Consider the following 23,926-nt stretch of genomic DNA (forward strand, 5'->3'; position numbering starts at 1 on the left):
AGATTGAAGAAAACTATGATTCGTGATGTTTGGCATACCCTCGCCATTTTTCGATTCCGTTCACCATATCCTCAGGAAGTTCGGAATCAAATCGCATAAATTTGCCAGTAACCGGATGCTCAAAACCAAGTGTTTTGGCATGCAAAGCTTGTCGGGGCAAAGCCTTAAAGGCATTTTCCACAAACTGCTTGTATTTGGTAAAAGTTGTTCCTTTCAGAATTTTATCGCCGCCATAACGCTCATCATTGAACAGGGTGTGTCCAATATATTTCATATGCACCCGAATTTGATGGGTCCTACCTGTTTCCAATTTACAGGAAACCAATGTAACATAGCCTAAACGTTCGATGACCTTGTAATGGGTCACTGCTTCTTTGCCATCACTTCCATCGGGAAAGACCATCATTTGCAAACGATTTTTAGGGTTTCGGGCTATATGCCCTTCAATGGTTCCCTCATCTTCCTCTACATTGCCCCAGACCAAGGCCACATATTCACGTTCACTGGTCTTTTCAAAAAATTGTTGGGCCAAATGCGTCATGGCAATCTCCGTTTTGGCAATCACCAACAAGCCAGAAGTGTCCTTATCAATTCGGTGGACAAGTCCAGGCCTGTCCGAACTATTGTTTGGCAGGTTCTCGAAATGATAGACCAAGGCATTGATCAAGGTTCCCGAGTAATTTCCGTGCCCGGGATGCACTACCATGCCAGCGGGTTTGTTCACCACCAATAGCACATCATCTTCATAAACAATATCCAAAGGAATGTTCTCTGGGGTCAGTAAAAACTCGTAAGGCGGATGTTCGAACATTACCTTTACCTCATCTCCGGCCTTTACTTTATAATTCTGTTTTACAATGGAGCCATTCACCCAGATATGTCCTTTTTTGGCTGCCTGTTGAATCTTGTTACGTGTAGCATTCTCAATAAAGTTCATCAAGAATTTATCCACACGCAATGGCTCTTGCCCTTTGGACGCAATAAAACTATGATGTTCGTAGAGGTCGTCCTGCGAAAGCTCGTCCTGAGAAAAATCTTCTTGATTATCCGAAATATCCATCTTAGTTGGATTCTGCCTGTACCCTTGCACTTCCCGGGATGGTTCCGTTACCACAGATCAGCTCAATTTTTGAAGTCTTGGGCAATTTGTCTCCGGGTTTCAGGTATTTTCCCTTGTGCTTCATATTGTATACCATGTCCTTGCCCAGTTCATCGATATAGGTAACACGTTCCACATCCAAACCAACCGCTCTTAACATTGAGGCGGCATTACGTTGCGTAACTTGGATAATATCCGGCACACTTACCTTTTTATAGCCCGATGGATTGACCGTAAAATAAATTTTACGGTTGGACTTTACCTTGTTGCCCGCAGGCGGATTCTGGTCCAATATGGAAAAACGGGGATAGTCTGGATTATATTCGGACGAATCCAATACTTGATATCTTAATCCGGCATCTTCAACGGCCTTTCTCATTTCCGAAACCGACATTTTGGAAAAGTCCGGTACCTCAACAAACTCACCATGGTTGGTGGTGCTCTTAAGCCACTGTAGAGATATAAATACCAACACTAGAATAGCCAAAACAGCCAATCCCAGTTGAATCAAAAAAGTCTTGCTTTTTAAAAAGTTGAGAAAATTTTTCATGTAGTTCACCTTATCGGAACAAATATAGGAAAGCCAACCCTTTTTTCTTTATTTTGGCTTCGCGTTATTTTACAAGACAATGAAAAAGAACATTGCCATCATCATGGGCGGCTATTCCAGTGAGTACAATATTTCCATCAAAAGTGGAAACGTGGTGCACAAATATTTGGACAAAGAAAAATACAACCCCTACCGAATTGTTATCACTAAAGATAAGTGGTATTATCTGGATGAACTGGAGCAGGAGCACCTTGTAGAAAGGTCGGATTTTAGTGTTGAGATACATGGCAAAAAGATTGAATTTGATTGCGTTTTCAATGCGATTCATGGAACCCCCGGGGAAGATGGCCTTATGCAAGCGTATTTTGAACTTCTTGGACTGCCGCATACCTCTTGCAATCATTATGAAGCTGCATTGACTTTTAATAAGAGAGATTTATTGAGTGCATTAAAGCCCTACAATGTCCCTTGTGCCACTTCCTACTTTTTAAACAAGGGCCAAAGCATTGATGAAGATACCATTGTGGATAAAGTGGGCCTACCTTGTTTTGTAAAGGCTAACCGAGCAGGAAGCAGTTACGGGGTCTCAAAGGTATATGACAAGGAAACATTGGCAGATGCCATACAAAGTGCGTTTAAGGAAGATTCACAGATCATCATAGAATCCTTTTTGGATGGTACGGAAGTTTCGGTCGGGGTGATTACTTTCAATAACGAAGTAAAGGTTCTCCCTGCCACCGAAATTATCTCGGAGAACGATTTTTTTGATTTTGAGGCCAAATACCTGGGCAAATCACAAGAGATTACACCTGCAAGGATTACGGAAAAGCAGGAATCCAATGTAAGGCAACTTGCCGAATTTATATATAAGACCTTAGGACTTAAAGGATACACAAGGAGCGAATTCATTTTTATTGGTGATGAGCCACACCTTCTTGAAATAAATACAACCCCGGGCTTAACCGAGGAAAGCCTTCTTCCGCAGCAGGCAAATACGGCAGGAATTAGCTTAGGAGAGCTATTTGATAGCGCCATTGTTGAAGCTTTGCGATAGAAACCGTATTTTTAAGAAACTTTAAACCACAACATGAGACGCGCATTGTTCCCCGGTTCCTTTGACCCTCTTACTTTAGGGCATTACGATATAATTAAAAGAGGCGTTACCCTTTTTGATGAATTGGTTATCGCCATAGGAATCAATGCCGATAAAAATTACATGTTCACTTTAGAGGAAAGGGTAAAGTTTATTGAGGAAGCATTTAAGAACGAACCTAAAATCAAAGTTACCACCTACAAGGGGATGACGGTGGACTTTTGCAAAAAAATAGAGGCTTCATTTATTCTTAGAGGACTACGTAATCCAGCGGATTTCGAGTTTGAAAAGGCCATTGCACACACCAATAGAAAGTTATCGGAGATTGAAACGGTATTTCTATTGACATCCTCAGGAAAATCTTACATCAGCTCATCAATAGTTCGGGATGTAATCAGAAATGGAGGGGACTACACAGGTCTGGTGCCAGAGACCGTTGTAGTAAAATAACCGTCTCCTTTCCGTTCATCGAATATAGTTTGTAAGTAAATTCTTTCTTTCTATATTTATAGAAACCATGGCCAACCCTTTGGATACAACATTAATGATTGCTTTCGCAACATAATGTGCATTGTATCGACCAAATAATTATAGCTTAGTCGGAAATTTCTGAGCAAGCAGTAACGTTTTTTAAACAACCCCGAGTTTTGAAAGCAGTAAGAAGAGTTGACCAATTTTACTTATTGAAACAGTTGCCAAAGGCGACAGCACTTCTGTGCAAAAAAGGTATTTTGATAGATGCTTCCTCTTCTTGGCTAGATATCTTCGGATTACCTCCACAGAACAACGACCACCAAATCAAAGTTTTTCCATTATATGCAGACATCCCTGATCTCAAAAAAAAATTAAAGGAAAATAAATCCTTCTCCCTTAGGCACAAAATATCAAACCATAACGGCACTGGCCATTTCAAAAGTCATTTCGCTCCTTGGTTCGACGAGAAAGAAAACGTAATCGGAACCATAATCCAAACCGACAACATTACGGCCGAAGTGGAAAAAGAGCAACAAGTAGAGTGGTTGCAGAACATTTTGGAGACCAAGGTAGAAGTATCCAAAACAGGTTGGTGGGAATTTGAAACAGCAACGCAAAAACTCACATGGTGCCAGGAAACCAAACGTATCCATCAAGTTCCCGATTGTTTTGAGCCTACCACAGTGGAGGCCATTGAATTTTACAAACCGGGCTACAGCAGAAACAAGGTTTCAATGCTCTTTCACAAAGCAATAGAAAACCAGCAATCCTACGACACCAATTTGATGATCATAACATTTAACGGTGAAGAACGATGGGTCAGGGTTACCGGTAAACCTTATGTAGAAAACGGTAATACCATTAAGGTTTTTGGAACAATACGAGATATTCATGACGAGGTGATGGCCGAAAACAAGGTCAAGGAGCACCAACAATTGCTCAGCACACTTGTTGATAGCTTACCGTTGAACGTTTATGTAAAAGACCTTGAATCCAGAAAAGTACTGATCAACAAAGGAGAGTCAAATTATATCAACAAGAGTAAGGAGGAAATCATCGGCAAAAATGATTTCGACTTATATAACGAGGATACGGCAAAAATATCCAGGGAAGAGGATATACAGGTCATGAAGCACCTTACTCCTATTATTGGCAAAGAGACGGCTATTACCCATAATGGCAAAACAACCCATTTTCTAACCTCCAAAATACCTTATTTTGATCTGGATGGCAAAGTGTGTGGTCTTATTGGTATGAGCTTGGATATATCCTCCATCAAAAAGAAGGAGTGCGAATTGCGAGATCTTATCAAAATAACCTCGATGCAGAATCAAAAATTAATTGGTTTTGCCCATATTGTATCCCATAACCTACGATCACACTCCGCTAACTTTTCTATGCTGTTGGAGTTTTTAAAGTCAGAAAACGACCCAACAGAGAGGGAAAGAATCACCAAAATGCTATCGCAAGCATCTGACAATTTACTGGAGACCTTGGAAAACCTTAATCAAGTGGTAGATGTGAACACCAATACATCGGTAACCAAAAAACCTTTGTTCCTCAAACACAACATTGTGAAGGTCTTACAGAATTTCTCCGCCTTTTTGAACAAGAACGATTCGCAGATAATCAATCATGTAGCCGAAGATATAAAAGTAGAATGTGTACCTGCCTATCTGGACAGTATTATTCTGAACCTAATCTCCAACGCTGTAAAATATAGAAGCCCCAACCGAAAACCATTGATCATAATCAATGCGGTAAAATCAAAAGAAGGTGTGCTGCTGAGCATATCCGACAATGGTCTTGGGATTGATTTGGAAAAATACGGCGACAAAATTTTTGGCATGTACAAGACATTCCATAACAAAGAAGACTCCAAAGGCTTTGGTCTCTACCTTGTAAAAAACCAAATAGAAGCCATGGGCGGAAGTATAACAGTGCAAAGTGATGTTGATAGAGGCACTACATTTAATGTGTATTTTAATGAAGAAAGTTAGTTGTATTTTTATAGTGGACGATGATCCCATAACAGTATTTGGTATAAAAAAAATGCTTAAGTCCGTTACCAAATGTGACGATGTCCAAATATTTCAGAATGGGAAAGAAGCCTATGATGCACTGTTGGAAAGGCATAAATCCAATAAAACAATTCCCGATGTTATATTTCTGGACATCAACATGCCCATTATGGATGGATGGGACTTCTTGGACGAACTTATTACCTTAGACTTAAAAGAGCATATCATCATTAACATGATCACTTCTTCCATAGACCCACTGGACCATCAAAAATGGAGCAATTTTAAGGACAGGTGCCCGTACATACTCAATTTTAAGAACAAGCCCATTTTCAAAATCGAGGCAACCGATCTTGGATTAATGGATATGGCCTCCTAATTATAATATTCTGTATTTTTGGCACTGATAAGCACAACATTAAGTGCAACTTAAAGTTCCCAAAGTATTTTGAAACATTTATTTTTTTTAGCGGCCGTATTCCTTTTGATATCCTGTGAGTCCGAAACACAAGGAGAAAAATCCTCGTACCAAACACATTACGAAGCTTCGGGTGGCTTAGAAACTGCAACATACAGGCAAACCATTGATTATTACATGGGCCTTGCACGCGAATTTCCGCAGATAAACATACACACCACAGGAAAAACAGATAGTGGAATCCCGCTGCATACCGTAACCTTTAATCCGGATGGGGATTTTAATTATGAAAATATCCGCAAGGAAAAATCCATCATCTTAATAAACAATGGCATACACCCCGGGGAAAGTGATGGCATTGATGCCACAATGATGCTATACCGTGATCTGGCTACGGGCAAACTAAAAATGCCGGAGAACACCGTATTGGTAACCATACCCATATATAACGTCGGTGGGGCTCTGAACAGAAATTCCACAACCAGGGCAAACCAGAACGGCCCCTTGGAGTATGGTTTCAGAGGCAACGCACGTAACTACGACCTTAATAGGGATTTCATTAAAATGGATACCGAAAATGCCCGGACCTTCGCCCAAATATTCCATATGGTAAAACCAGATGTCTTTATAGACAACCATGTGAGCAATGGGGCCGATTACCAGTACACTTTGACCCACCTTTTCACCCAGCATAACAAGCTAGGTGGCGAAATGGGGGAATATCTTCACAGAACCCTAATGCCAAATCTTGAAAATTCTTTGGCCGAAAAAGAATGGGACATTACGCCTTATGTAAATGTTTTCAACGTGCCGCCCGAGATGGGCTTCAGTCAATTTATGGATCATCCAAGATATTCCACAGGCTATACCACCCTTTGGAGCACCTTGGGACTGATGGTTGAAACCCATATGCTGAAACCCTATAAACAGCGCGTTGAGGGAACCTATGCCCTAATGCAGAGTTTGATAGAGGTAGTAGAGAAAGAGCACGACAAAATTAAAACATTACGAAAAGAGACCTTGGAAAAGAATCTTGAACTTTCCGAGTATTATTTCAACTGGCAAGTGGACACCACAAAAACGAGCACCCTTGACTTTAAGGGATTTGAGGCCGAACAACTTACCAGTGAAGTTACTGGACTTCCACGATTGAAATACAACAGGGACAAACCATTTACCAAAGAGACCATCTATCAGGATTATTTTTATCCAGCGGATACAGTAACAGTTCCTGCAGCCTATATTGTCAAGAAAAGCTGGAAACGAGTAATAGATCGATTGGATGCCAATAAAATTCAATATACGGCCATCAAAAAAGACACCACACTTTTGGTGGAGGGGTACACCATTGAGGATTACGACACACGAAATGCCCCATACGAAGGACACTATCTCCATTCGAATACCAAAGTCAAAAAGCACACTAAAAAAATCCATTTTAGAGAAGGTGACCTATTGGTATCTACACGTCAGCCAGGCATAAGATATCTTATGGAAACATTGGAGCCACAGGGTGCCGATTCATTCTTTAATTGGAACTTTTTTGATACCGTTTTGCAGCGCAAGGAAGGTTTTTCCCCATACGTTTTTGAGGATGTGGCCATTAAAATGCTTCAACAGGATTCTTTGCTGCTACAGGAATTCGAGACCAAAAAAGAATCCGAGCTCAACTTTGCCAATAACTGGTATGCACAGCTCAATTGGATTTTTGAACGCTCCGAGCATTTTGAGGAAGCCTACATGACGTACCCAATATACCGAGTTGCCAAAGGAAGCGAAGCAGCAGGCCTGCTCCCTAATTAAAAGGCCAATCCTCGAACAATATTTTTATATTATGATAAGAGTTTTTTAAGGCCTTTTTGGTCTTTCGGGAACCTTTCCATTTTACCTTTTTGATGCCTTCGGACTTTTCTGGAATTAATTTACCTGTATAATCCGTAGACATAATAAACCAGTGGGTTTGTTTTAACCTGTATTCCCCGTTCCTTTTAAAAATATGGTAGGTAGTCTGGAGAAACCTATCAATTACAAGGTCCTTCACGCCCGTTTCCTCTTCTACTTCGCGAATTGCAGCATTTTCAATAGATTCGCCCTTATCTACCTTGCCCTTGGGCAAATCCCATTTCCCGTTCCTATATATAAAAAGCACTTTCCCTTTTCTATTGATCACAAATCCTCCGCCAGCAACCACCACTGGAATCTTGTGCATAAATAGTTTTAGAATCTTCTTCTCATCAGGATGATATAGATATGCCTTTTGAACCTTTTTTTTGGACAAAAGCTTTATAGCTTCAACAATGGAATCACCATCCAATGAAAACAAATTTCCATTGGAATCTTGGGGGCGCTCGTTTGTTAAAATCAGTGGAGCCTCATTAACAAAAACTTCATACATTTGCGCAATGGTTTTAGATAAGCAAATCGCAAAAAAAACAGCTGAGCTGTTATTACAAATTAATGCAATTAAGTTGGAACCTGAAAATCCTTTTACATGGGCCTCAGGTTGGAAATCTCCTATTTATTGCGACAATAGAATAATGTTGTCCTACCCACAGGTTAGAAACTTTGTTCGCGAAGAAATTGCCAAGCAAGTAGAGAATCTTTACGGCAAGCCAGATGTGATTGCCGGAGTGGCCACAGGTGCCATTGGTATCGGTATCTTGGTTGCAGAAGCATTGGGACTGCCCTTTGTTTATGTAAGGCCAAAACCTAAAGAACATGGCAGACAAAATCAAATTGAAGGATATTTTGAAGCTGGACAGAGTGTGGTTGTCATAGAGGATTTGATAAGCACTGGAAACAGTAGTCTCAATGCCGTACAGGCCCTCAAGGAGCAAAATGCCGATATAAAAGGAATGATCGCCATCTTCACGTATGGTTTTCCTGTATCTACCGAAAACTTTGAAAAAGAAGGGATTAAACTCCATACCCTATCGGATTACGAGCACCTGATCGAACAGGCCTCTGAAACCAATTACATCAAAGAATCACAATTAAAGACCCTTCTTGAGTGGAGATCCAATCCGCAAGAATGGAAACAATAATTTACTATGCACATTGAAGCCTCAAAAAAGAAAGTAGCCAAAAGCGACAAAGAAGTATTTGAGTTCTTGACCGACATCAAAAACTTTGAAACTTTAATGCCCGAAAATATAGACAAGTTTGAAGTGTTGGACGAGAACACCTTCAAATTCGCCCTAAAAGGTATGCCCGAAATTGTACTTAGGCTAAAAGAACAAAACCCGTATGATAAAGTGGTCCTGGGCGCTGCAAGTGACAAACTACCTTTTACCCTTACCGCCGACATTACATCGCTCGGAGACAATGAAAGTGAAGTAGCACTTAGTTTCGAGGGACAGTTCAATGCCATGATGGCCATGATGATCAAAGCACCCATCACCAACTTTATGGGTACATTATCTAACAACATGGACAAAATAGGTCAGTAGAGCAAGGTCACCTCTTTTAAATCGAATTCTTTGAGAACCTGGTCTTCCAGTTCAATAATCAGTTTACCAGTTGGTGAAACCCTTCGGATAAAACCCATGAACCTATTTCCATGGGGGTTGCTAAATGTAGAAGGCTTATCCTTCCTAAAAAGCACCTGCTCATACGAAGGCAGAAGTTGTTTCGCTGTTTTAGATTCAATATCCCTCATATGATATCGGAGTCTGTGAAGCACCTCATATAAAAGCCCGTCCAAATCAAAATTGCGGCTCATAATCCGTTTTAACGAAGAAGCCTTTTCTAAATTTGTAAAATCAGTTTGGTTTACATTCAGGCCAATTCCAATAATTGATCGGTCCACATTGTCTCCTTTGAGCACATTTTCAATCAAAATGCCACAAATTTTCTTGGAACCTGACATAATGTCGTTGGGCCATTTTACCTTTACATCCGGTATGGAACGTTCTGCCAAAGTATCCACAACAGCCAAGGAAACGGCAATATTTAACACAAATTGATGTTTGACACTCAATGCATCAAATCTCCTCAACACACTAAACATAAGGTTTTTACCGCCCTCCGATTCCCACACAGTTCCCATTTGCCCTCTACCCTTTAACTGTCTTTCAGTAACAACAGCAGTATAATCGGGGGGATTTTCCGAACGCAACAAATCTTTTAAATATTGATTTGTGGAGTCCGTGGCATCAAGTTTGAGTATTTGAAAATGTTTTTCCAATATGACAAGCCTTTACGATTTGTTAAAAACTAGGGCTAAGAAAACAAAAAAAACATAACTTTGTAAAAACTAAACTTTTTGAATGCAGAAAAAGAAAGCTAGCGCAGATGAATTGATTGCCTTGATCCTGGAAGGAATAGAAGACGTTAAAGGAGTTGACATAAATCTACTGGACCTTAGGGAAATCGAAAATACAGTTTGCGACTACTTCATCATCTGTAACGGTACTTCCAACACACATGTTAACGCAATAGTATCCTCCGTACAAAAGAAGGTGAGCAAGGCCATACAAGACAAGCCATGGCATGTCGAAGGCTCCGAGAACGCCGAATGGGTGCTGATGGACTACGTAAACGTTGTGGTACATGTATTTCAAAAACACATTAGGGAATTTTACGACATTGAGGGACTTTGGGGAGATGCCAAAGTCACTATGGTGGAAAGCAGTTACAATTCTTAAGAAAAAATGGCAAAAGAAAACAACCCGAATAATGCTCCCAAAAAACCACGTTTTAGCTCGTGGTGGATATATGGTGTGGTCATCGCATTGATTATTGGCTTCCAATTTTTTGGTGGAAGCAGTTTTTCAAGTACCGAAAAAACCACAACCTCCGAATTACAGGAATTTTTACGCAATGGTGACATCTCCAAAATTGTCATCATCACCAACACACGTCAGGCAAAGGTTTATTTAACCGAGGAAGCCCTGAAAAAGGATGTGCACAAAGGAGTGGCAGAAAAGCCCCTTCTTCCATCAAGCGGTCTGGTTCCTCAATATGTCTTGGATTACGGAGATTTACAGATTTTCCAGAATGAAATCACCGAAATAAAGAAAGAGAACAACTTGGACACCATTGTTGAGTTTGACACAGAGTCCAACGTTCTAGGGGAGATATTCCTAACCCTATTGCCATTTGCCTTGATAATAGGCATCTGGATTTACCTAATGCGTAGAATGTCAGGTGGTGCCGGTGGAGGTGCTGGAGGTCAGATTTTCAATATAGGAAAATCCAAGGCCAAATTGTTCGACGAAAAAACGGATACCCGCACTTCTTTTAAAGATGTAGCAGGGCTAGAAGGAGCTAAAGAAGAAGTTCAAGAAATCGTGGAATTCCTTAAAAATCCTGATAAATACACCTCTCTTGGTGGAAAAATTCCAAAGGGAGCCCTTTTGGTAGGACCTCCAGGAACAGGTAAGACCCTTTTGGCAAAAGCCGTGGCAGGTGAGGCAAAAGTACCTTTCTTCTCCCTATCCGGTTCCGACTTTGTGGAAATGTTCGTGGGTGTGGGAGCTTCTAGGGTTCGTGATTTGTTCAAACAAGCCAAGGACAAATCCCCAGCTATTATATTTATTGATGAAATCGACGCCATTGGACGTGCAAGGGGCAAGAACAACTTTACAGGTTCCAATGACGAACGTGAAAACACATTGAACCAGCTATTGACAGAAATGGACGGTTTCGGGACCAATACTAACGTAATCGTATTGGCCGCGACCAACCGTGCCGATGTACTGGACAAAGCTTTGATGCGTGCCGGACGTTTTGACCGTCAGATTTATGTTGACTTGCCGGACCTTAACGAAAGAAAAGAAATTTTCGAAGTACACCTTCGCCCAATTAAAACGGCAGAAACTCTGGATTTGGACTTTTTGGCCAAGCAAACACCAGGTTTCTCGGGAGCGGATATAGCCAACGTTTGTAATGAAGCTGCACTTATTGCTGCCCGTAAGGAGAAAAAAGCGGTCAACAAGCAGGATTTCTTGGACGCCGTTGATAGAATCGTTGGCGGCCTTGAGAAGAAGAATAAGATCATCACCCCGGACGAAAAGAAAACCATCGCTTTCCACGAAGCTGGGCACGCTACGGTGAGCTGGATGCTGGAGCATGCCGCACCATTGGTCAAAGTTACCATTGTTCCAAGGGGACAATCGTTGGGTGCTGCTTGGTACTTGCCCGAAGAGCGCTTGATTGTTCGTCCAGAACAGATGTTGGATGAAATGTGCGCCACCATGGGAGGTAGGGCCGCAGAAAAAGTAATGTTCGATAGAATTTCCACCGGTGCACTCAGTGATTTGGAAAAAGTAACCAAACAGGCCCGTGCCATGGTCACCATTTATGGACTTAATGACCAATTGGGGAACATTACCTATTACGATTCGTCGGGACAGAACGAATACGGGTTCACCAAACCATATAGTGAGGAAACGGCGCAAAAAATTGACCAAGAAATATCCAAAATGATTGAAGAGCAGTATCAGCGGGCCATCAAATTGTTGCAGGACAACAAGGACAAGCTCACCGAACTGGCTGAAAGACTTTTGGATAAAGAGGTTATCTTTAAGGACGATTTGGAAAAGATTTTTGGCCAAAGACCTTTTGAAAAACAAGAGGAGAAATTAGAGCCCGCAGAATAAAATCATTCAAAAAATCTAATCAAAGCATTATATTGATTCAGTAGAAAAGAACACATGCCATAAATGGGAGTTTTTAAAAAACTTTTCGGAGGAGGAAAAAAGGTTTCCAAGGAAACTGCGGAAACCCGTGGTGACCATATGCCCGATTTAAAGATTCCCGTAGATGAAAAATTTACCATCTACTTTAAGAAAAATGGCGGAAAGTTCATCTACTGTGAAGACTTTGCCGAGGTTTCCGAAGCGCTTAAAAACATCATTTCAGAAAACGACTGGCAAAATCAACTATTCTATTCTCTGGATCCGAGACTGGAAACAAAGTTTGCTTCCGAAAAGCTTCAGTTTACAGACAATCGCAAGGAAAGCAATATTTTCTTTACTACCTGTGAGCATCTTGTGGCCCATAACGGTTCCATATTGGTCTGTTCCAATCAAATCAAGGAAAAGAAATTGGACGAACTGCCCTCCAATTTGGTAGTTTTTGCCACAACAAGCCAGTTGGTGGACTCCATAAGCGAGGCGCTCAAAATTATCAAGGAACGCTACCAAAAGAATATTCCTAACAATATTACCACATTAAAACACTTTCAGCCTACGGCGGAAAACAAAGATGATTTCCTTTCTTACGGAAGTGCCTCGAAAAATGTATATCTTTTGCTCCTAGAAGATTTCTAAGTACATGAGAGAAATTTTAAGACGCTCCATAACCGGGGTAATTTATGTTTTACTTCTACTGGGTGCCGTTTTTTTGAGTTCGGATGCCTTCGACTTTTTATTCATGACCTTTGGACTAGCATGCCTGTATGAGTACAAGCGAATTGTAAACCTAAAGGGCTACCATATATTTATGGCCTATTTGGCACTTTGGTGGGTTTTTATATACCTTACCAATGACTCGACCGCCATAAACCTTTTAATGCTCTGCACCATCACGGTGGACATGGCATTGCTGATGTTCCTGTTCTCTAAAAGGCCTAAAAATTTCAGCAGCTTTCAAAAATTTATCATTGGACTGTTTTATATCGGCGGAGGCTGCATTTTTTTGACCATGATTCCATATAAACATGATGATTTTGCCCAATTTCTCATCATGGGCATCTTTATTTTGATTTGGGTAAACGATACTTTTGCCTATTTAACAGGGCGTACTTTCGGCCGAACTAAACTTTTTCCTTCAGTTTCTCCAAAAAAAACCATTGAAGGTTCTATAGGAGGTCTTATTTTTGCACTTGTGGCCGCTTACTTTTTATCATGGTACGAAACAAGGTTGTCGATTACCGAGTGGATGGCAATGGCCTGTTTAATAGTTGTAGCGGGGAGTTTGGGAGATTTATTGGAATCCAAGTTCAAACGAATGGCCGGGGTAAAGGACAGTGGAGCCATATTACCGGGACATGGTGGAATTTGGGACCGTTTGGATAGCCTAGTGTTCGCTGCGCCTTTTGCTTATTTGATTTTAAATATTTTCTCCTATGTTTCATAAAGAGGGTCAAAAAATTATCATCATCACTTTCTGTATCGTGGTGGCAGCCGTTCTGGCGGCACATTACTACGTTAATTTGGAGTGGGCCCGGTTTTCGCTTCAGGTAGCCGCATTGATTTTTCTCATTGCCATTCTCCAGTTTTTCAGGAATCCCAAAAGACGTGTCACCCGCAGTTTTGATGAAATTCTGGCACCCGTGGATGGAAAGGTCGTGGTAATTGAAGAAGTGGATGAACCTGAATATTTCAAGGAAAAAAGAAAACAGGTATCCATATTCATGTCCCCCACCAATGTACACGTTACCAGATATCCCGCCAGTGGAACGGTAACGTACTCCAAATATCATCCCGGGAAATATTTGGTGGCCTGGCACCCAAAATCCAGTACGGAGAACGAACGTACCACCGTTATACTCCACACCCCAAAATTTGGTGAAATCGGCTACCGACAAATTGCTGGCGCCATGGCCCGTAGAATTGTAAACTACGCCGAGGAAGGCGAACAAGTAACCCAAGGCGAGGATGCAGGCTTCATAAAATTTGGTTCCCGTGTTGATTTGCTACTTCCTTTGGACTGCGATATTACCGTTAAGCTCAATCAAAAAGTTGTTGGAGCACACACCTGTATAGCTTCCGTAAGACCATTGGATGATTAACGAAGACCTACATAAAAGATTCGAAGATGCCGTTAACTTTGTTAACGACTACACCGACCCTTTGCCCGCTGATCTACTCTTAAAGCTCTATGCCTATTTCAAGATTGCCAACAAAAACTTTGACAATCCAGGAAGTAGAACTCCTCTCATCAATGCCTTTAAGGCAAATGCTCTTTTCCAGGCCAAAAGAATAAGCAGGGAAGAAGCCATGGAGAAATATGTGGAATTGGTGGAGAAAGAGCTAAAATCGCTCTAAGCGGTCAAGTCCGAAGTGGCCAACGACCTTTCAAAATACGTAAAGTAAACTCCGCCGAAAATAGTTGCCAAAAAATAAAGGGCCACTATGTAGCTACCCTCTGAAACATATGTATCGATTCCGAACCAATCATTGGTAAAGTAAATCAAGATCAAACCACCTAACCCTCGAATTACCTCAATCCAAACTGCATAAATTTTACGGTCCATTAAAGTAGTGTAGCCATAGATTCCGACAAAAATAAACGCTCCGAACAGCAGCAGACCGTCAAAACCGATTTCCGCATAGCTATAGAACATAAACAACATCAAAAAGGTGGTAACCACCAATTGGAAAAGTGAGTATGCCTTGAGCGAGGATGATGCCTCGGGTTGATATTTTCGAAAATTAAACACATTCTTGATTATAGAAATGGGATATTTTTCCTTGACATCTGCCGGGCGCCAGCCTGTGGGCATAAACCAAATCCTGAATTTATCCCAATAATTTTTGGTCCGCCAAGCATCCTGCATCAATCGCCATAAATGTTGAAAATTAATGATGATGGGGTTCCATGTATTTGCCGGTTTCAGCACACCATATTGCGGTGGAACCTCATCCAGTTCCTCCTGAAAAGTACCAAATATCCTATCCCAAACACAAAAAATCTGTCCAAGGTTTTTGTCGATATACTCCTTATTAATGGCATGGTGAACTCTGTGCTGCGATGGCGTTACGATAACATATTCCAAAAAACCCATCTTACCAATATGCTGGGTGTGGTACCAAAACTGCGCAAATAAATGAATGGGCGCCAAAACTGCAATCACCTTGTGAGGAACGCCCAAAAGCGCAGCCGGAATCAATAAAAGTGCATAATAGCCTAGTAAATTTGAAATAGGCTGTCGAAGTGCACAGGCCAAATTGAACTCCTCACTGCTATGATGAATCACGTGCTGGTTCCAAAAAAAGTTGATATGATGACTTAACCTATGGTTCCAATACCCTGCAAAGTCCAGAGCAATAAAGGCCACGACCCACACCAACCAGGTAGCCTTGATCTCGATAAGCGCCAAATGTTCGAGCAAAAAAGGATAACTGATCAAAATCAGCACCAATCCGAGAGAATCCTTGACCACATTGGTAAGACCAGAGCTAAGGCTGCTAACGGTATCCATGAGGTTATGTTTCTGATCTTTTACAAATCGGCCATATAGAATCTCGATCAACACAAGGCCGATAAAAAAAGGAGTGGCATATAACAATGCCGTTGCATATGATTCCATATCAAGAAAAATTTAAAATTTTGCTCGATGCAAGAATGGGGTTATATGCCTTTAAGTTACTCTAAATTTTTAAATAACTGAATATCATTTGCATCCGTTAGGTCAGGAATGTGTTCTGAGCGTGGAATACAAAGTACGCTTTTCGGTTGTTCCTCCACCAAAACGGCCACGGCCTTGGGCAATTCCTTTTCGTCGCGAACAGGATCAATGGGGCAGTTTTTTATGTACGGATAAACCCCACTGCCCGAAAAACTAAAAATGTTCATGCTTACCCTAAGCTGTCCGGATGCATCCTTGTAGTTAGGAACATCTGCCACATCTGGTTTTTCAACAATTTGTTGTAGAAATCCATCCTCGCAAATATCCATTACGGCAAACTTGGCAATACGCTCCTCGGTATAATCGAAACCTGAACTGCCGTAACTGATCAGTGCATGAGGAGCCTTCCTATCTTCCCTCAAATCTTGTAATGCACCAATGGAGTACAGATTATCGCCGTTACAAACCGTAAACGTGCCCTGTTTTAATTCGGGATACTGGTCCAAACATTGTTGGAGAGCGTCGGCAGTACCCAATGGTTTTGTTCTTCCTTCCGGTACCGATTGAACGGCCAAGAACACTTCCAGCCCATTTGGAAAACCACCTTGATCTTTTAAATCTTGAAAAGCAGAATTTTCGGGACTTGTGATTAAATACAATTTCGTATATCCCGCTTCCACCGCATTTTGAACCAAATAGTATAGGAAGGGCCTCCCATTTTTTCCAACAGGAATCAAACTTTTATGGGGGATGTTGTCCATAACCTGGTCATCCCGTTGTTTTAAACTCCTTTTCATTCGTGATGATGCACCACCTACCATGATGATCAAACTCGTGTTCTCCATTATATTCAACTTTTTAATTCTACAGCATACACCGCTTTCGCACCTTTGCCCAAAAATGCCTGTATTACTTTTTCTTCCATATCATCTGGAACCATAGCCACCATACAGCCACCGCCGCCCGAACCTATTATCTTGGTCCCTATGGCACCCGCATCACGGGCAGCATCCATCATTGCTGCCATTTCCAAAGGAGTATTCTGTATTTCTTTTTGAAGAATCATTTGGTGCTGGTTCATTAAATCGCCCAAAAGTTGGATATCGGGGTTTGGATTCAACAGCTCCTTTTTAGCTTCTAAAGTAATGTGATAGTTATGGATAGCCGCATACCAATATCCCTGCAGCTCCTCAGGCACCAAATCTACATATGCTTCGTAATCCGACACACTGGCTTGCTCCAGTTCAAATGAGGAATGGACGTTTATAACGGCATCCACCGCCCGTTGTTGATACACCCTAGCGTTTTTTAAAACTTCCAAGGTTTTTTTGGGAACCCCGGATTCAGCGACCAGCAACTTGCCCAGACCTGCGTTTAAACGAGTACTCTCTCCATTTTTTGTATCAATATAAATCAAGCCTTTTTGTGCTATGGTATATTGATCCATCAATCCACCGGGTTGATCAAAAAACAACACTTCGGCTTCGTAGGCCCATCTCCCAATTTGATAATCGCTGATTTCTTCTGATTTTCCTTGCGTAGCCACTAAAAAGCGAATCCATGCCACCACAAGGGCAGAGGAACTGGACAGCCCCGCATTTACCGGAATATTACCCGATATTTCGATATCATAGCCCTGATCCAACTGAAAGCCTTCCCTTTTTAGCACAGCCATCACCGACCTGAAATAATCATCGGGTTGAACGTTTTTTAAATGATCATCCAGAGCAATTTTTGCTTCTTCCCGTAGGTCCAACAACTTTAAAAGATATGTTTTATCAGTATTGGGAGTGGCTCTCAAATTTATAAAACGGTCTATGGTCCCAGCAATCACGGGCAATCCCAAATAATCTTGATGGTCCCCATAAAAACAGATTCGGGCGGGTACTTTTATTTCAATCATTAATACGGTCTACTTAACTAATTATTTGCAACGGTTCGGTATTCTTCCAGTTGCCTCTGGTAAAATCGGGGAACGGCTGAGGTGCTCCAGCGCTTGCCACTGAGCGTTCGCTCAATGGGGAAACGGCGCTCCAAAGGCAACCTTCGTACACATTTTGGTCCAAAGGCAATCCTTTTTGAAGACATTCCACTATGCGATATACCATGATACCGTCCATGCCCCCATGTCCACTGCCCTTGGCAGCTTCGTTCAATCTTTTATACAAGGGGTGGTCATACTTTTCATATAGTTTCTCCAATTCCTCGCCCTGAACCCATGAATGATGGTCTTCCGTAAGCCCTTCCACACCTCCTTCCAGAGCTACGCGGGTCGGAAACCCTGCCAGAATGCCTTTGGTTCCCTGCACCAAGTTCAACCGGGAATATGGTCTTGGACTGGTTTCGTCCCATTGCACCATAATGGTTTTTCCAAAATGGGTTTTGATGATGGATGTATTCAAATCGCCACCTTTAAAATCCAACTGGTTCCATTTGTGGTCGGCGACATAATTTTTTTCAGCATAAAGTTCCCGCCCTCTCGATGGCGTTGAGAAGGAAACCAAACTACCAAAGGTATCTTCTCCTCTACCCAAACTCATGTACTGGGCCACTGGACCCAATCCATGGGTAGGATATAAATTTCCGTTACGGTTGGCATAATGATGGGTGCGCCACGACCCTGTTCCCCGCTCCTGCTCTTCCATCTGCCAACGTAATTCGTGGATATAGGCTGCCTCTCCATGAAGAATTTCACCAATCAAACCTTGGCGGCACATATTGAGAAACATCAATTCATCTCGACTATAGTTGACGTTTTCCAACATCATGCAATGTTTTTGGGTTCGCTCACTGGCGTCAACAATATCCCACATCTCCTGAATGGTAGTGGCAATGGGTACCTCAATAAAGGCATGGGCGCCGTGTTCCATGGCTCCGATAGCCATTGGCGCATGGTTGGCCCAATTGGTGGCAATAAAAACTATATCCGGCTGTACCTCCTTGAGCATGGTTTGCCATTCATCTTCGCCTCCCCAGTATTGGGCTATATTTTTATGCCGATTTTCTCCTGCGGCGTCTTTTACCCATTTTGTTTTTTCTTTGACCAAGTCTTCATAAAGGTCACAGATAGCAACTACTTCAGTACCCTCCAAAGCAGCAAAGAACTTGGCATGTGTGCCTCCCCGGGCCCCCACTCCAATAAAAGCAGCGCGAACCTTTTCCAATTTAGGAGCCGCAAATCCGCCCATGTAAGTTGATGAAAATGGTCTTTCCGAATTGGCTTTTAAATACGATGGAACTATGGATACTGCGGCTGCGGTCAACGAAGTCTTTTGAATAAAACTTCTTCTATTGAGATTTTTCATGGGTATTTGAGTTGTAGTCTTATTTGCTGTGTCAAAGTATGAAAAATAAAAGGGAAGTTAACCTCCCTTTAAAATCAATACAACGTGTAAAATTCTATTATTGTAAACTAGCCAAACTCTTTTCCAAAGTTTCGATTTTGGCTTCGGCATCGGCAGCTTTTTTACGTTCCATTTCCACCACTTGTTCGGGTGCATTATTCACAAAACGCTCGTTGCTCAATTTTTTTTCAACGGATTTTAAAAATCCTTTGGTGTAATTGAGTTCCTCTGTAATCTTGGCAATTTCCGCCTCAACATCAATGGCGCCGCTTATCGGGATAAAATATTCGTTGCTCTTTACCCTAAAGGAAAGTGCTCCGTCCAAACTAGCATCGACCGTCTCCAGTCTTGAGAGGTTTCCTAATTTGATAATGATGGCATCCATGTCCGAACCTACACCCTCGGCATTCAGCACAAAAAGTTCCAATGCATCTTTTTGAGGGATATTTTTCTCCTTTCTGATGGTTCTGATTCCTGAAATCACTTCCGAAGCAAAATCAAAATCCGCTATCAAAGCTGAATCAACCTCTACCACCTCTGGCCATTGGGAAACTATCAACGCATCTTCTGGTGTACGTTCCGCGATGTGCTGCCAAACTTCCTCCGTTAAAAAAGGCATAAATGGGTGGAGCAACTTTAAGTTTTCTTCAAAAAGGGCCAATACCTCATTATACGTTTTTTGGTCAATGGGTTTTTGATACTCAGGCTTTACAATTTCCAATAACCAAGAACAGAAATCGTCCCAAACCAATTTATAGGTAGCCATCAACGCATCGGAAATACGGTATTTGGAGAAATGGTCCTCAATCTCTACCAAGGTTTGATTGAATTTGGCCTTGTACCACTCGATTCCTTTTTGTGCTGCCTCCGGTTGCGGAATATCTGCTACTTCCCATCCTTTTACCAATCGGAAGGCATTCCAAATTTTGTTGGCGAAGTTGGCTCCTTGCTGACAAAGGGCCTCATCGAACAATAAATCGTTACCTGCTGCAGAGCTCAACAATAGCCCCACTCGAACGCCGTCGGCACCGAAATCCTCAATCAATTTGAGGGCATCGGGCGAGTTCCCAAGGGATTTGGACATTTTACGACGTTGCTTGTCACGTACCAATCCAGTCAAGTATACATTTTCAAAAGGTCGTTTCCCCCTGTATTCGTAACCGGCTATGATCATTCTGGCCACCCAGAAGAACAAAATGTCGGGTCCGGTCACCAAATCATTGGTCGGGTAATAATAGTTTACCTCGTCGTTTTCCGGTTCCAAGATTCCTCCAAATACGCTGATGGGCCATAACCAGGAGGAGAACCAAGTATCCAGAACATCCGGGTCTTGGCGTAAGTCCGATAGTTGCAGTTCCGGTTTTTTGGCCTTTGCCAGTTCCAATGCTTCTTCGGCAGTTTCGGCCACCACAAAATCTTCTTTACCATCGCCGTAGTAGTAGGCTGGTATTTGTTGCCCCCACCATAATTGACGGGAAATGTTCCAATCCCGGATGTTTAGCATCCAGTGGCGATAGGTATTATCGAACTTTGATGGGTATAGTTTAACGTCCTTGGTTTCCAAAACCCCATCCAAAGCAGGTTTTGACAGGTTTTCCATTTTCAAGAACCACTGGTCCGAAAGTCTCGGCTCGATTACGGCCTTAGTCCTTTCAGATGTACCGACTTTATTGGTATGTTGTTCGGTTTTGACCAAAAACCCTTTTTCTTCCAATTCTTTGGAAATTTCCTTTCGCACCACAAAACGGTCTTTTCCTTCATAATGAAGGCCAAAAGAATTAAGGGTCGCATCTTCGTTGAAGATATCTACCACATCTAGGCCGTGTTTATCCCCTAGATTTTTATCGTTCTCATCATGTGCAGGGGTAACTTTTAAGCAACCTGTACCAAATTCAACATCGACATACTCGTCCTCTATAATAGGTATAACCCTGCCAGAAATTGGGACAATGGCCTTTTTTCCCCTTAAATGATGATATCTTTCATCATTTGGGTTGATACAAATCGCGGTATCGCCCAAAATGGTCTCTGGACGTGTAGTGGCTATGGTCACTTTTTCGTCTGAACCTTCAATGGCGTACGAGAGATAATATAGATTCCCTTGTCGCTCTTCATAAATAACTTCTTCATCGGAAAGTGTGGTCTTTGCTTCAGGGTCCCAGTTTACCATTCGGTATCCCCTGTAAATCAAACCTTTGTTATATAAATCGACAAAAACTTTTATTACCGATGCTGACATATCGTCATCCATCGTGAATTTAGTCCGTTCCCAGTCGCAGGAACAGCCCAGTTTTTTCAACTGCTGAAGGATTACCCCTCCATATTCATTCGTCCAATCCCAAGCATGTTTAAGAAACTCATCGCGGGACAATTTGGACTTATCGACACCATCTGCCTTTAGCTTGGCCACTACTTTAGCTTCTGTAGCAATAGAAGCGTGGTCCATTCCCGGCACCCAACACGCATTTTTTCCCAAGAGCCTGGCTCTTCGAATAAGAACATCTTGAATGGTATTGTTGAGCATATGCCCCATATGAAGCACCCCGGTAACGTTTGGTGGGGGAATTACTATGGTGTACGGTTCCCTTTCATCGGGTTTGGAACTAAAATAATCGTGCTCCGACCAGTAGGCATACCAATGCTCTTCAACCCGTTTTGGGTCATATTTTGATGGAATTTCCATTTTACGGTATAGTTTTTGTTAATAAGACTGTGATTGGTTTTTTTGAAAGGAAAGCAAAATGTTAATTTTACGCTATTCTTCAGCTTAGGACCAATTCAGAAATACGAAACAAAAATAAGTAACGTTATTCTATAACAAAAGAATTTTGGATGCAGGTATCAAAACATCTACATTTGAAGTTCACCCAAAAACCAAAAATGATGAAAAAAACTGTACTGATGCTGTTTATAGGGCTTTTATCCTTAGGGGTATACGCTCAAGAAACCGCTAAAATCGAATTTAAGAGCGAGACCATTGATTACGGAGAAATTGAAAGAGGTAGCGATGGTGTTCGTGTATTTGAATTTACCAATACAGGTGATGCTCCTTTGGTAATCAGCGATGTTAAATCTAGCTGTGGATGTACCATCCCCAAAAAGCCAGAAGAGCCGATTATGCCTGGAAAAGTGGGTAAAATCGAAGTAAAATATGACACAAACAGAGTTGGCCCCATCAGAAAGGCCATTACTGTAACCTCAAATGCTGACACTCCAACCAAGGTACTTAAAATAAAAGGTACCGTTAAAAGTCCTGGAGCTAAGTAAGAAGAAGAGAATTATATTTTAAAAGCCCCAAAATCAATTGATTTTGGGGCTTTTTATTTTAATCATCGTCGTCAAACATCTTCTTAAGGACAAAGGTGAAGAGCAGGTCGGTGTTATATCTTTCAATAAGAACTTTGATTCGTTTCCCTTCCCGTTCATTTATCATTTTAAGTATTTCCTGTAGCTTGTATTTGTGGACTTTTTTCCCGTTTACGGCCAATATAACATCTCCTTCACGTAAACCAGCCTCTGCAGCAGGGCTACCGGCGCGGATACCGGACACCACTATTTCTGGAACCAAACTCAGCCTTGTCTTGTTCTCCAACAAAATTTGAACGTTACCAAACGTATCGCCATTGTCTTCCTTGACAAGCCCATTAACATCCGCAATACTCTCAGCGATATATCTTAAACCATTGTGTTGCAAATCGATTCCTGCCAAGTTATATTGAAAGGGTTCATTAAAATTACCGTTCATTTTTAGGGTGACCAGACCTCTGCCATAATCAAAAACCATGTTGAAACGTTTGAGCACTTCTCCTCCCAAACTACCGTTTCGGCCATTCAAGCTATCAATCCCCTGAAAAGACTCTCTATAAGGAAAAGCTACCTTGGCTTCATCCAGTTTAAAATCACCTATCTGGACTCCATTGATTTTACTCCGTTTTCCAAAAATATCGCCGCTCAGCCCTCTTCCCAGATGGTCTTCATAATTTTTTTCGGGTATTTCCAATCCCTTTTCGGGTTCGGGAAACAACCAAAGTGCATCACTGCTCCCAGTATCTACAAGCAATTTCACGTTAATATTGGCTGTATCCTTCATCAATACCGTTCCCTCAACATAAGCTTTTCTTTTTTCTACCAACAAAGGAATGGTCTGTCTGTTTCTTCTCTCCTTATATGTATAAAGTTCAGGATTGTGCAGTTTCAGTTTTCTAGCGCTATAGTTCACTTCAACAATAAAATCACGGAATAGGTCATAGCCCATTATGCCATGTACGGGAATTCCCAATGTCGTTGAAAAATCGATTCCTCGATCCATCACCACATATAGATCCTGAGCAAAATTTATCGCTTTGCCCAACCTAAATATATTCCTTTTGGAACTCAAGGCTTTCATAGGCTTACCATCTCCCAGACCACGTATGGTGACTTCTGAAACATTGTTGATGGGTATGGAATCAGATTCCGATAGATTGAAAAGAATAGGCTTGCTTACACCGGAATCGAGTATAAAGGTCAGTTCAACCCCGTTAATCTCCACAGGAATGATGATGAGGTTATTTATGAGTTCAAAATTGATTCGCTGGAATTTCTTATCCTCGGGCAATTCAAAACCCTGCGCCAAAATAAACATTGGCAC

Annotated in this window: 24 protein-coding genes; 14 read left to right on the forward strand and 10 right to left on the reverse strand. The window is 41.7% G+C overall.

Annotated elements, in window-relative coordinates:
• Positions 1–13: 13 nt before the first annotated feature.
• Positions 14–1,060 (reverse strand): RluA family pseudouridine synthase, encoded by a 1,047-nt coding sequence (locus GUA46_RS12435; RefSeq protein WP_176620778.1) that lies wholly within the window; start codon positions 1,058–1,060, stop codon positions 14–16.
• 1 nt (position 1,061) lies between these two features.
• Positions 1,062–1,649: a PASTA domain-containing protein gene (locus GUA46_RS12440; RefSeq protein ID WP_176620779.1), complete on the reverse strand. Its 588-nt coding sequence runs from the start codon at positions 1,647–1,649 to the stop codon at positions 1,062–1,064.
• A 79-nt stretch (positions 1,650–1,728) separates the two neighbouring features.
• Between GUA46_RS12440 and GUA46_RS12445 the strand changes: the two genes are divergently transcribed.
• The 5 genes from GUA46_RS12445 (at position 1,729) to GUA46_RS12465 (ending at position 7,458) form a co-directional block, all read left to right on the forward strand.
• A complete protein-coding gene (locus tag GUA46_RS12445; RefSeq protein WP_176620780.1) occupies positions 1,729–2,703 on the forward strand; it encodes a D-alanine--D-alanine ligase in 975 nt (324 codons plus the stop codon).
• Between the two features lie 33 nt (positions 2,704–2,736).
• Positions 2,737–3,192 carry a pantetheine-phosphate adenylyltransferase gene (gene coaD / locus GUA46_RS12450; RefSeq protein WP_176620781.1) on the forward strand — a complete coding sequence of 152 codons (456 nt, stop codon included), beginning with the start codon at positions 2,737–2,739 and terminating at the stop codon, positions 3,190–3,192.
• A 197-nt stretch (positions 3,193–3,389) separates the two neighbouring features.
• Positions 3,390–5,216 (forward strand): PAS domain-containing sensor histidine kinase, encoded by a 1,827-nt coding sequence (locus tag GUA46_RS12455; protein WP_176620782.1) that lies wholly within the window; start codon positions 3,390–3,392, stop codon positions 5,214–5,216.
• Positions 5,203–5,616 (forward strand): response regulator, encoded by a 414-nt coding sequence (locus GUA46_RS12460; RefSeq protein ID WP_229418504.1) that lies wholly within the window; start codon positions 5,203–5,205, stop codon positions 5,614–5,616. The genes GUA46_RS12455 and GUA46_RS12460 overlap by 14 nt, the downstream gene beginning before the upstream one ends.
• Before the next feature lie 69 nt (positions 5,617–5,685).
• Entirely contained in the window at positions 5,686–7,458 is a 1,773-nt protein-coding gene (locus GUA46_RS12465; RefSeq protein WP_176620783.1) for a M14 family metallopeptidase, read from the forward strand.
• Here GUA46_RS12465 and GUA46_RS12470 read toward each other — a convergent pair.
• Positions 7,451–8,050 carry an NUDIX hydrolase gene (locus tag GUA46_RS12470; RefSeq protein ID WP_176620784.1) on the reverse strand — a complete coding sequence of 200 codons (600 nt, stop codon included), beginning with the start codon at positions 8,048–8,050 and terminating at the stop codon, positions 7,451–7,453. The two genes, GUA46_RS12465 and GUA46_RS12470, sit on opposite strands and share 8 nt — an antisense overlap.
• A gap of 7 nt (positions 8,051–8,057) precedes the next feature.
• On the opposite strand from GUA46_RS12470, the gene pyrE reads away from it, so the two are divergent.
• Together pyrE and GUA46_RS12480 are read left to right on the forward strand one after the other, a co-directional pair.
• Positions 8,058–8,699: an orotate phosphoribosyltransferase gene (pyrE, locus tag GUA46_RS12475; protein ID WP_176620785.1), complete on the forward strand. Its 642-nt coding sequence runs from the start codon at positions 8,058–8,060 to the stop codon at positions 8,697–8,699.
• A 6-nt stretch (positions 8,700–8,705) separates the two neighbouring features.
• Entirely contained in the window at positions 8,706–9,104 is a 399-nt protein-coding gene (locus tag GUA46_RS12480; RefSeq protein WP_108247158.1) for an orotate phosphoribosyltransferase, read from the forward strand.
• On the opposite strand, the gene GUA46_RS12485 is transcribed toward GUA46_RS12480, so the two are convergent.
• A complete protein-coding gene (locus GUA46_RS12485) occupies positions 9,098–9,841 on the reverse strand; it encodes a biotin--[acetyl-CoA-carboxylase] ligase (protein WP_108247159.1) in 744 nt (247 codons plus the stop codon). The genes GUA46_RS12480 and GUA46_RS12485 overlap by 7 nt on opposite strands.
• Before the next feature lie 82 nt (positions 9,842–9,923).
• On the opposite strand from GUA46_RS12485, the gene rsfS reads away from it, so the two are divergent.
• The 6 genes from rsfS to GUA46_RS12515 all read left to right on the forward strand — a co-directional run bounded on the left by rsfS (position 9,924) and on the right by GUA46_RS12515 (position 14,648).
• The gene (gene rsfS / locus GUA46_RS12490; protein ID WP_108247160.1) at positions 9,924–10,301 is read left to right on the forward strand and encodes a ribosome silencing factor; all 378 of its coding nucleotides are present in this window, start codon (positions 9,924–9,926) and stop codon (positions 10,299–10,301) included.
• Between the two features lie 6 nt (positions 10,302–10,307).
• Positions 10,308–12,257, forward strand: coding sequence for an ATP-dependent zinc metalloprotease FtsH (gene ftsH / locus GUA46_RS12495; protein ID WP_176620786.1), 1,950 nt, complete (start codon positions 10,308–10,310; stop codon positions 12,255–12,257).
• A gap of 63 nt (positions 12,258–12,320) precedes the next feature.
• Entirely contained in the window at positions 12,321–12,929 is a 609-nt protein-coding gene (locus tag GUA46_RS12500) for an LUD domain-containing protein (RefSeq protein WP_176620787.1), read from the forward strand.
• Positions 12,930–12,933: 4 nt separating this feature from the next.
• Complete coding sequence (locus GUA46_RS12505) at positions 12,934–13,737, forward strand: phosphatidate cytidylyltransferase (protein WP_176620788.1); 804 nt, start codon at positions 12,934–12,936, stop codon at positions 13,735–13,737.
• Positions 13,727–14,392, forward strand: coding sequence for a phosphatidylserine decarboxylase family protein (locus tag GUA46_RS12510; protein ID WP_108247164.1), 666 nt, complete (start codon positions 13,727–13,729; stop codon positions 14,390–14,392). Before GUA46_RS12505 ends, GUA46_RS12510 begins: the two co-directional genes overlap by 11 nt.
• The gene (locus tag GUA46_RS12515) at positions 14,385–14,648 is read left to right on the forward strand and encodes an acyl-CoA-binding protein (protein WP_176620789.1); all 264 of its coding nucleotides are present in this window, start codon (positions 14,385–14,387) and stop codon (positions 14,646–14,648) included. The genes GUA46_RS12510 and GUA46_RS12515 overlap by 8 nt, the downstream gene beginning before the upstream one ends.
• On the opposite strand, the gene GUA46_RS12520 is transcribed toward GUA46_RS12515, so the two are convergent.
• The 5 genes from GUA46_RS12520 to GUA46_RS12540 all read right to left on the reverse strand — a co-directional run bounded on the left by GUA46_RS12520 (position 14,645) and on the right by GUA46_RS12540 (position 21,979).
• Positions 14,645–15,913 carry a sterol desaturase family protein gene (locus GUA46_RS12520; RefSeq protein ID WP_176620790.1) on the reverse strand — a complete coding sequence of 423 codons (1,269 nt, stop codon included), beginning with the start codon at positions 15,911–15,913 and terminating at the stop codon, positions 14,645–14,647. The two genes, GUA46_RS12515 and GUA46_RS12520, sit on opposite strands and share 4 nt — an antisense overlap.
• Positions 15,914–15,969: 56 nt before the next feature.
• Positions 15,970–16,797, reverse strand: a complete 828-nt coding sequence (locus GUA46_RS12525; protein WP_176620791.1) for a sugar phosphate nucleotidyltransferase — start codon at positions 16,795–16,797, stop codon at positions 15,970–15,972.
• Positions 16,798–16,802: 5 nt separating this feature from the next.
• Complete coding sequence (locus GUA46_RS12530) at positions 16,803–17,855, reverse strand: GHMP family kinase ATP-binding protein (protein ID WP_176620792.1); 1,053 nt, start codon at positions 17,853–17,855, stop codon at positions 16,803–16,805.
• A gap of 13 nt (positions 17,856–17,868) precedes the next feature.
• Positions 17,869–19,257 carry a Gfo/Idh/MocA family protein gene (locus GUA46_RS12535; RefSeq protein ID WP_176620793.1) on the reverse strand — a complete coding sequence of 463 codons (1,389 nt, stop codon included), beginning with the start codon at positions 19,255–19,257 and terminating at the stop codon, positions 17,869–17,871.
• Between the two features lie 97 nt (positions 19,258–19,354).
• A complete protein-coding gene (locus GUA46_RS12540) occupies positions 19,355–21,979 on the reverse strand; it encodes a valine--tRNA ligase (protein ID WP_176620794.1) in 2,625 nt (874 codons plus the stop codon).
• Between the two features lie 197 nt (positions 21,980–22,176).
• Here GUA46_RS12540 and GUA46_RS12545 point away from each other — a divergent pair, with 197 nt between their 5' ends.
• A complete protein-coding gene (locus GUA46_RS12545; protein WP_108247201.1) occupies positions 22,177–22,563 on the forward strand; it encodes a DUF1573 domain-containing protein in 387 nt (128 codons plus the stop codon).
• Between the two features lie 58 nt (positions 22,564–22,621).
• Here GUA46_RS12545 and GUA46_RS12550 read toward each other — a convergent pair whose 3' ends face one another.
• Positions 22,622–23,920: a PDZ domain-containing protein gene (locus tag GUA46_RS12550; protein ID WP_229418505.1), complete on the reverse strand. Its 1,299-nt coding sequence runs from the start codon at positions 23,918–23,920 to the stop codon at positions 22,622–22,624.
• Positions 23,921–23,926: the final 6 nt, after the last annotated feature.

This window comes from Flagellimonas chongwuensis, assembly GCF_013376415.1.
GTDB lineage: Bacteria > Bacteroidota > Bacteroidia > Flavobacteriales > Flavobacteriaceae > Flagellimonas > Flagellimonas chongwuensis.

Bases quoted from the DNA above. Each gene is read 5' to 3' on its own strand.
- GUA46_RS12520 (WP_176620790.1), bottom strand. From the start codon at position 15,913: ATGGAATCATATGCAACGGCATTGTTATATGCCACTCCTTTTTTTATC.
- coaD (WP_176620781.1), top strand. From the start codon at position 2,737: ATGAGACGCGCATTGTTCCCCGGTTCCTTTGACCCTCTTACTTTAGGG.
- pyrE (WP_176620785.1), top strand. From the start codon at position 8,058: ATGGTTTTAGATAAGCAAATCGCAAAAAAAACAGCTGAGCTGTTATTA.
- GUA46_RS12470 (WP_176620784.1), bottom strand. From the start codon at position 8,050: ATGTATGAAGTTTTTGTTAATGAGGCTCCACTGATTTTAACAAACGAG.
- rsfS (WP_108247160.1), top strand. From the start codon at position 9,924: ATGCAGAAAAAGAAAGCTAGCGCAGATGAATTGATTGCCTTGATCCTG.
- GUA46_RS12500 (WP_176620787.1), top strand. From the start codon at position 12,321: ATGGGAGTTTTTAAAAAACTTTTCGGAGGAGGAAAAAAGGTTTCCAAG.
- GUA46_RS12510 (WP_108247164.1), top strand. From the start codon at position 13,727: ATGTTTCATAAAGAGGGTCAAAAAATTATCATCATCACTTTCTGTATC.
- ftsH (WP_176620786.1), top strand. From the start codon at position 10,308: ATGGCAAAAGAAAACAACCCGAATAATGCTCCCAAAAAACCACGTTTT.
- GUA46_RS12440 (WP_176620779.1), bottom strand. From the start codon at position 1,649: ATGAAAAATTTTCTCAACTTTTTAAAAAGCAAGACTTTTTTGATTCAA.
- GUA46_RS12530 (WP_176620792.1), bottom strand. From the start codon at position 17,855: ATGATTGAAATAAAAGTACCCGCCCGAATCTGTTTTTATGGGGACCAT.
- GUA46_RS12525 (WP_176620791.1), bottom strand. From the start codon at position 16,797: ATGGAGAACACGAGTTTGATCATCATGGTAGGTGGTGCATCATCACGA.
- GUA46_RS12515 (WP_176620789.1), top strand. From the start codon at position 14,385: ATGATTAACGAAGACCTACATAAAAGATTCGAAGATGCCGTTAACTTT.
- GUA46_RS12550 (WP_229418505.1), bottom strand. From the start codon at position 23,920: ATGTTTATTTTGGCGCAGGGTTTTGAATTGCCCGAGGATAAGAAATTC.
- GUA46_RS12460 (WP_229418504.1), top strand. From the start codon at position 5,203: ATGAAGAAAGTTAGTTGTATTTTTATAGTGGACGATGATCCCATAACA.
- GUA46_RS12435 (WP_176620778.1), bottom strand. From the start codon at position 1,060: ATGGATATTTCGGATAATCAAGAAGATTTTTCTCAGGACGAGCTTTCG.
- GUA46_RS12445 (WP_176620780.1), top strand. From the start codon at position 1,729: ATGAAAAAGAACATTGCCATCATCATGGGCGGCTATTCCAGTGAGTAC.
- GUA46_RS12480 (WP_108247158.1), top strand. From the start codon at position 8,706: ATGCACATTGAAGCCTCAAAAAAGAAAGTAGCCAAAAGCGACAAAGAA.
- GUA46_RS12545 (WP_108247201.1), top strand. From the start codon at position 22,177: ATGATGAAAAAAACTGTACTGATGCTGTTTATAGGGCTTTTATCCTTA.
- GUA46_RS12540 (WP_176620794.1), bottom strand. From the start codon at position 21,979: ATGGAAATTCCATCAAAATATGACCCAAAACGGGTTGAAGAGCATTGG.
- GUA46_RS12505 (WP_176620788.1), top strand. From the start codon at position 12,934: ATGAGAGAAATTTTAAGACGCTCCATAACCGGGGTAATTTATGTTTTA.
- GUA46_RS12535 (WP_176620793.1), bottom strand. From the start codon at position 19,257: ATGAAAAATCTCAATAGAAGAAGTTTTATTCAAAAGACTTCGTTGACC.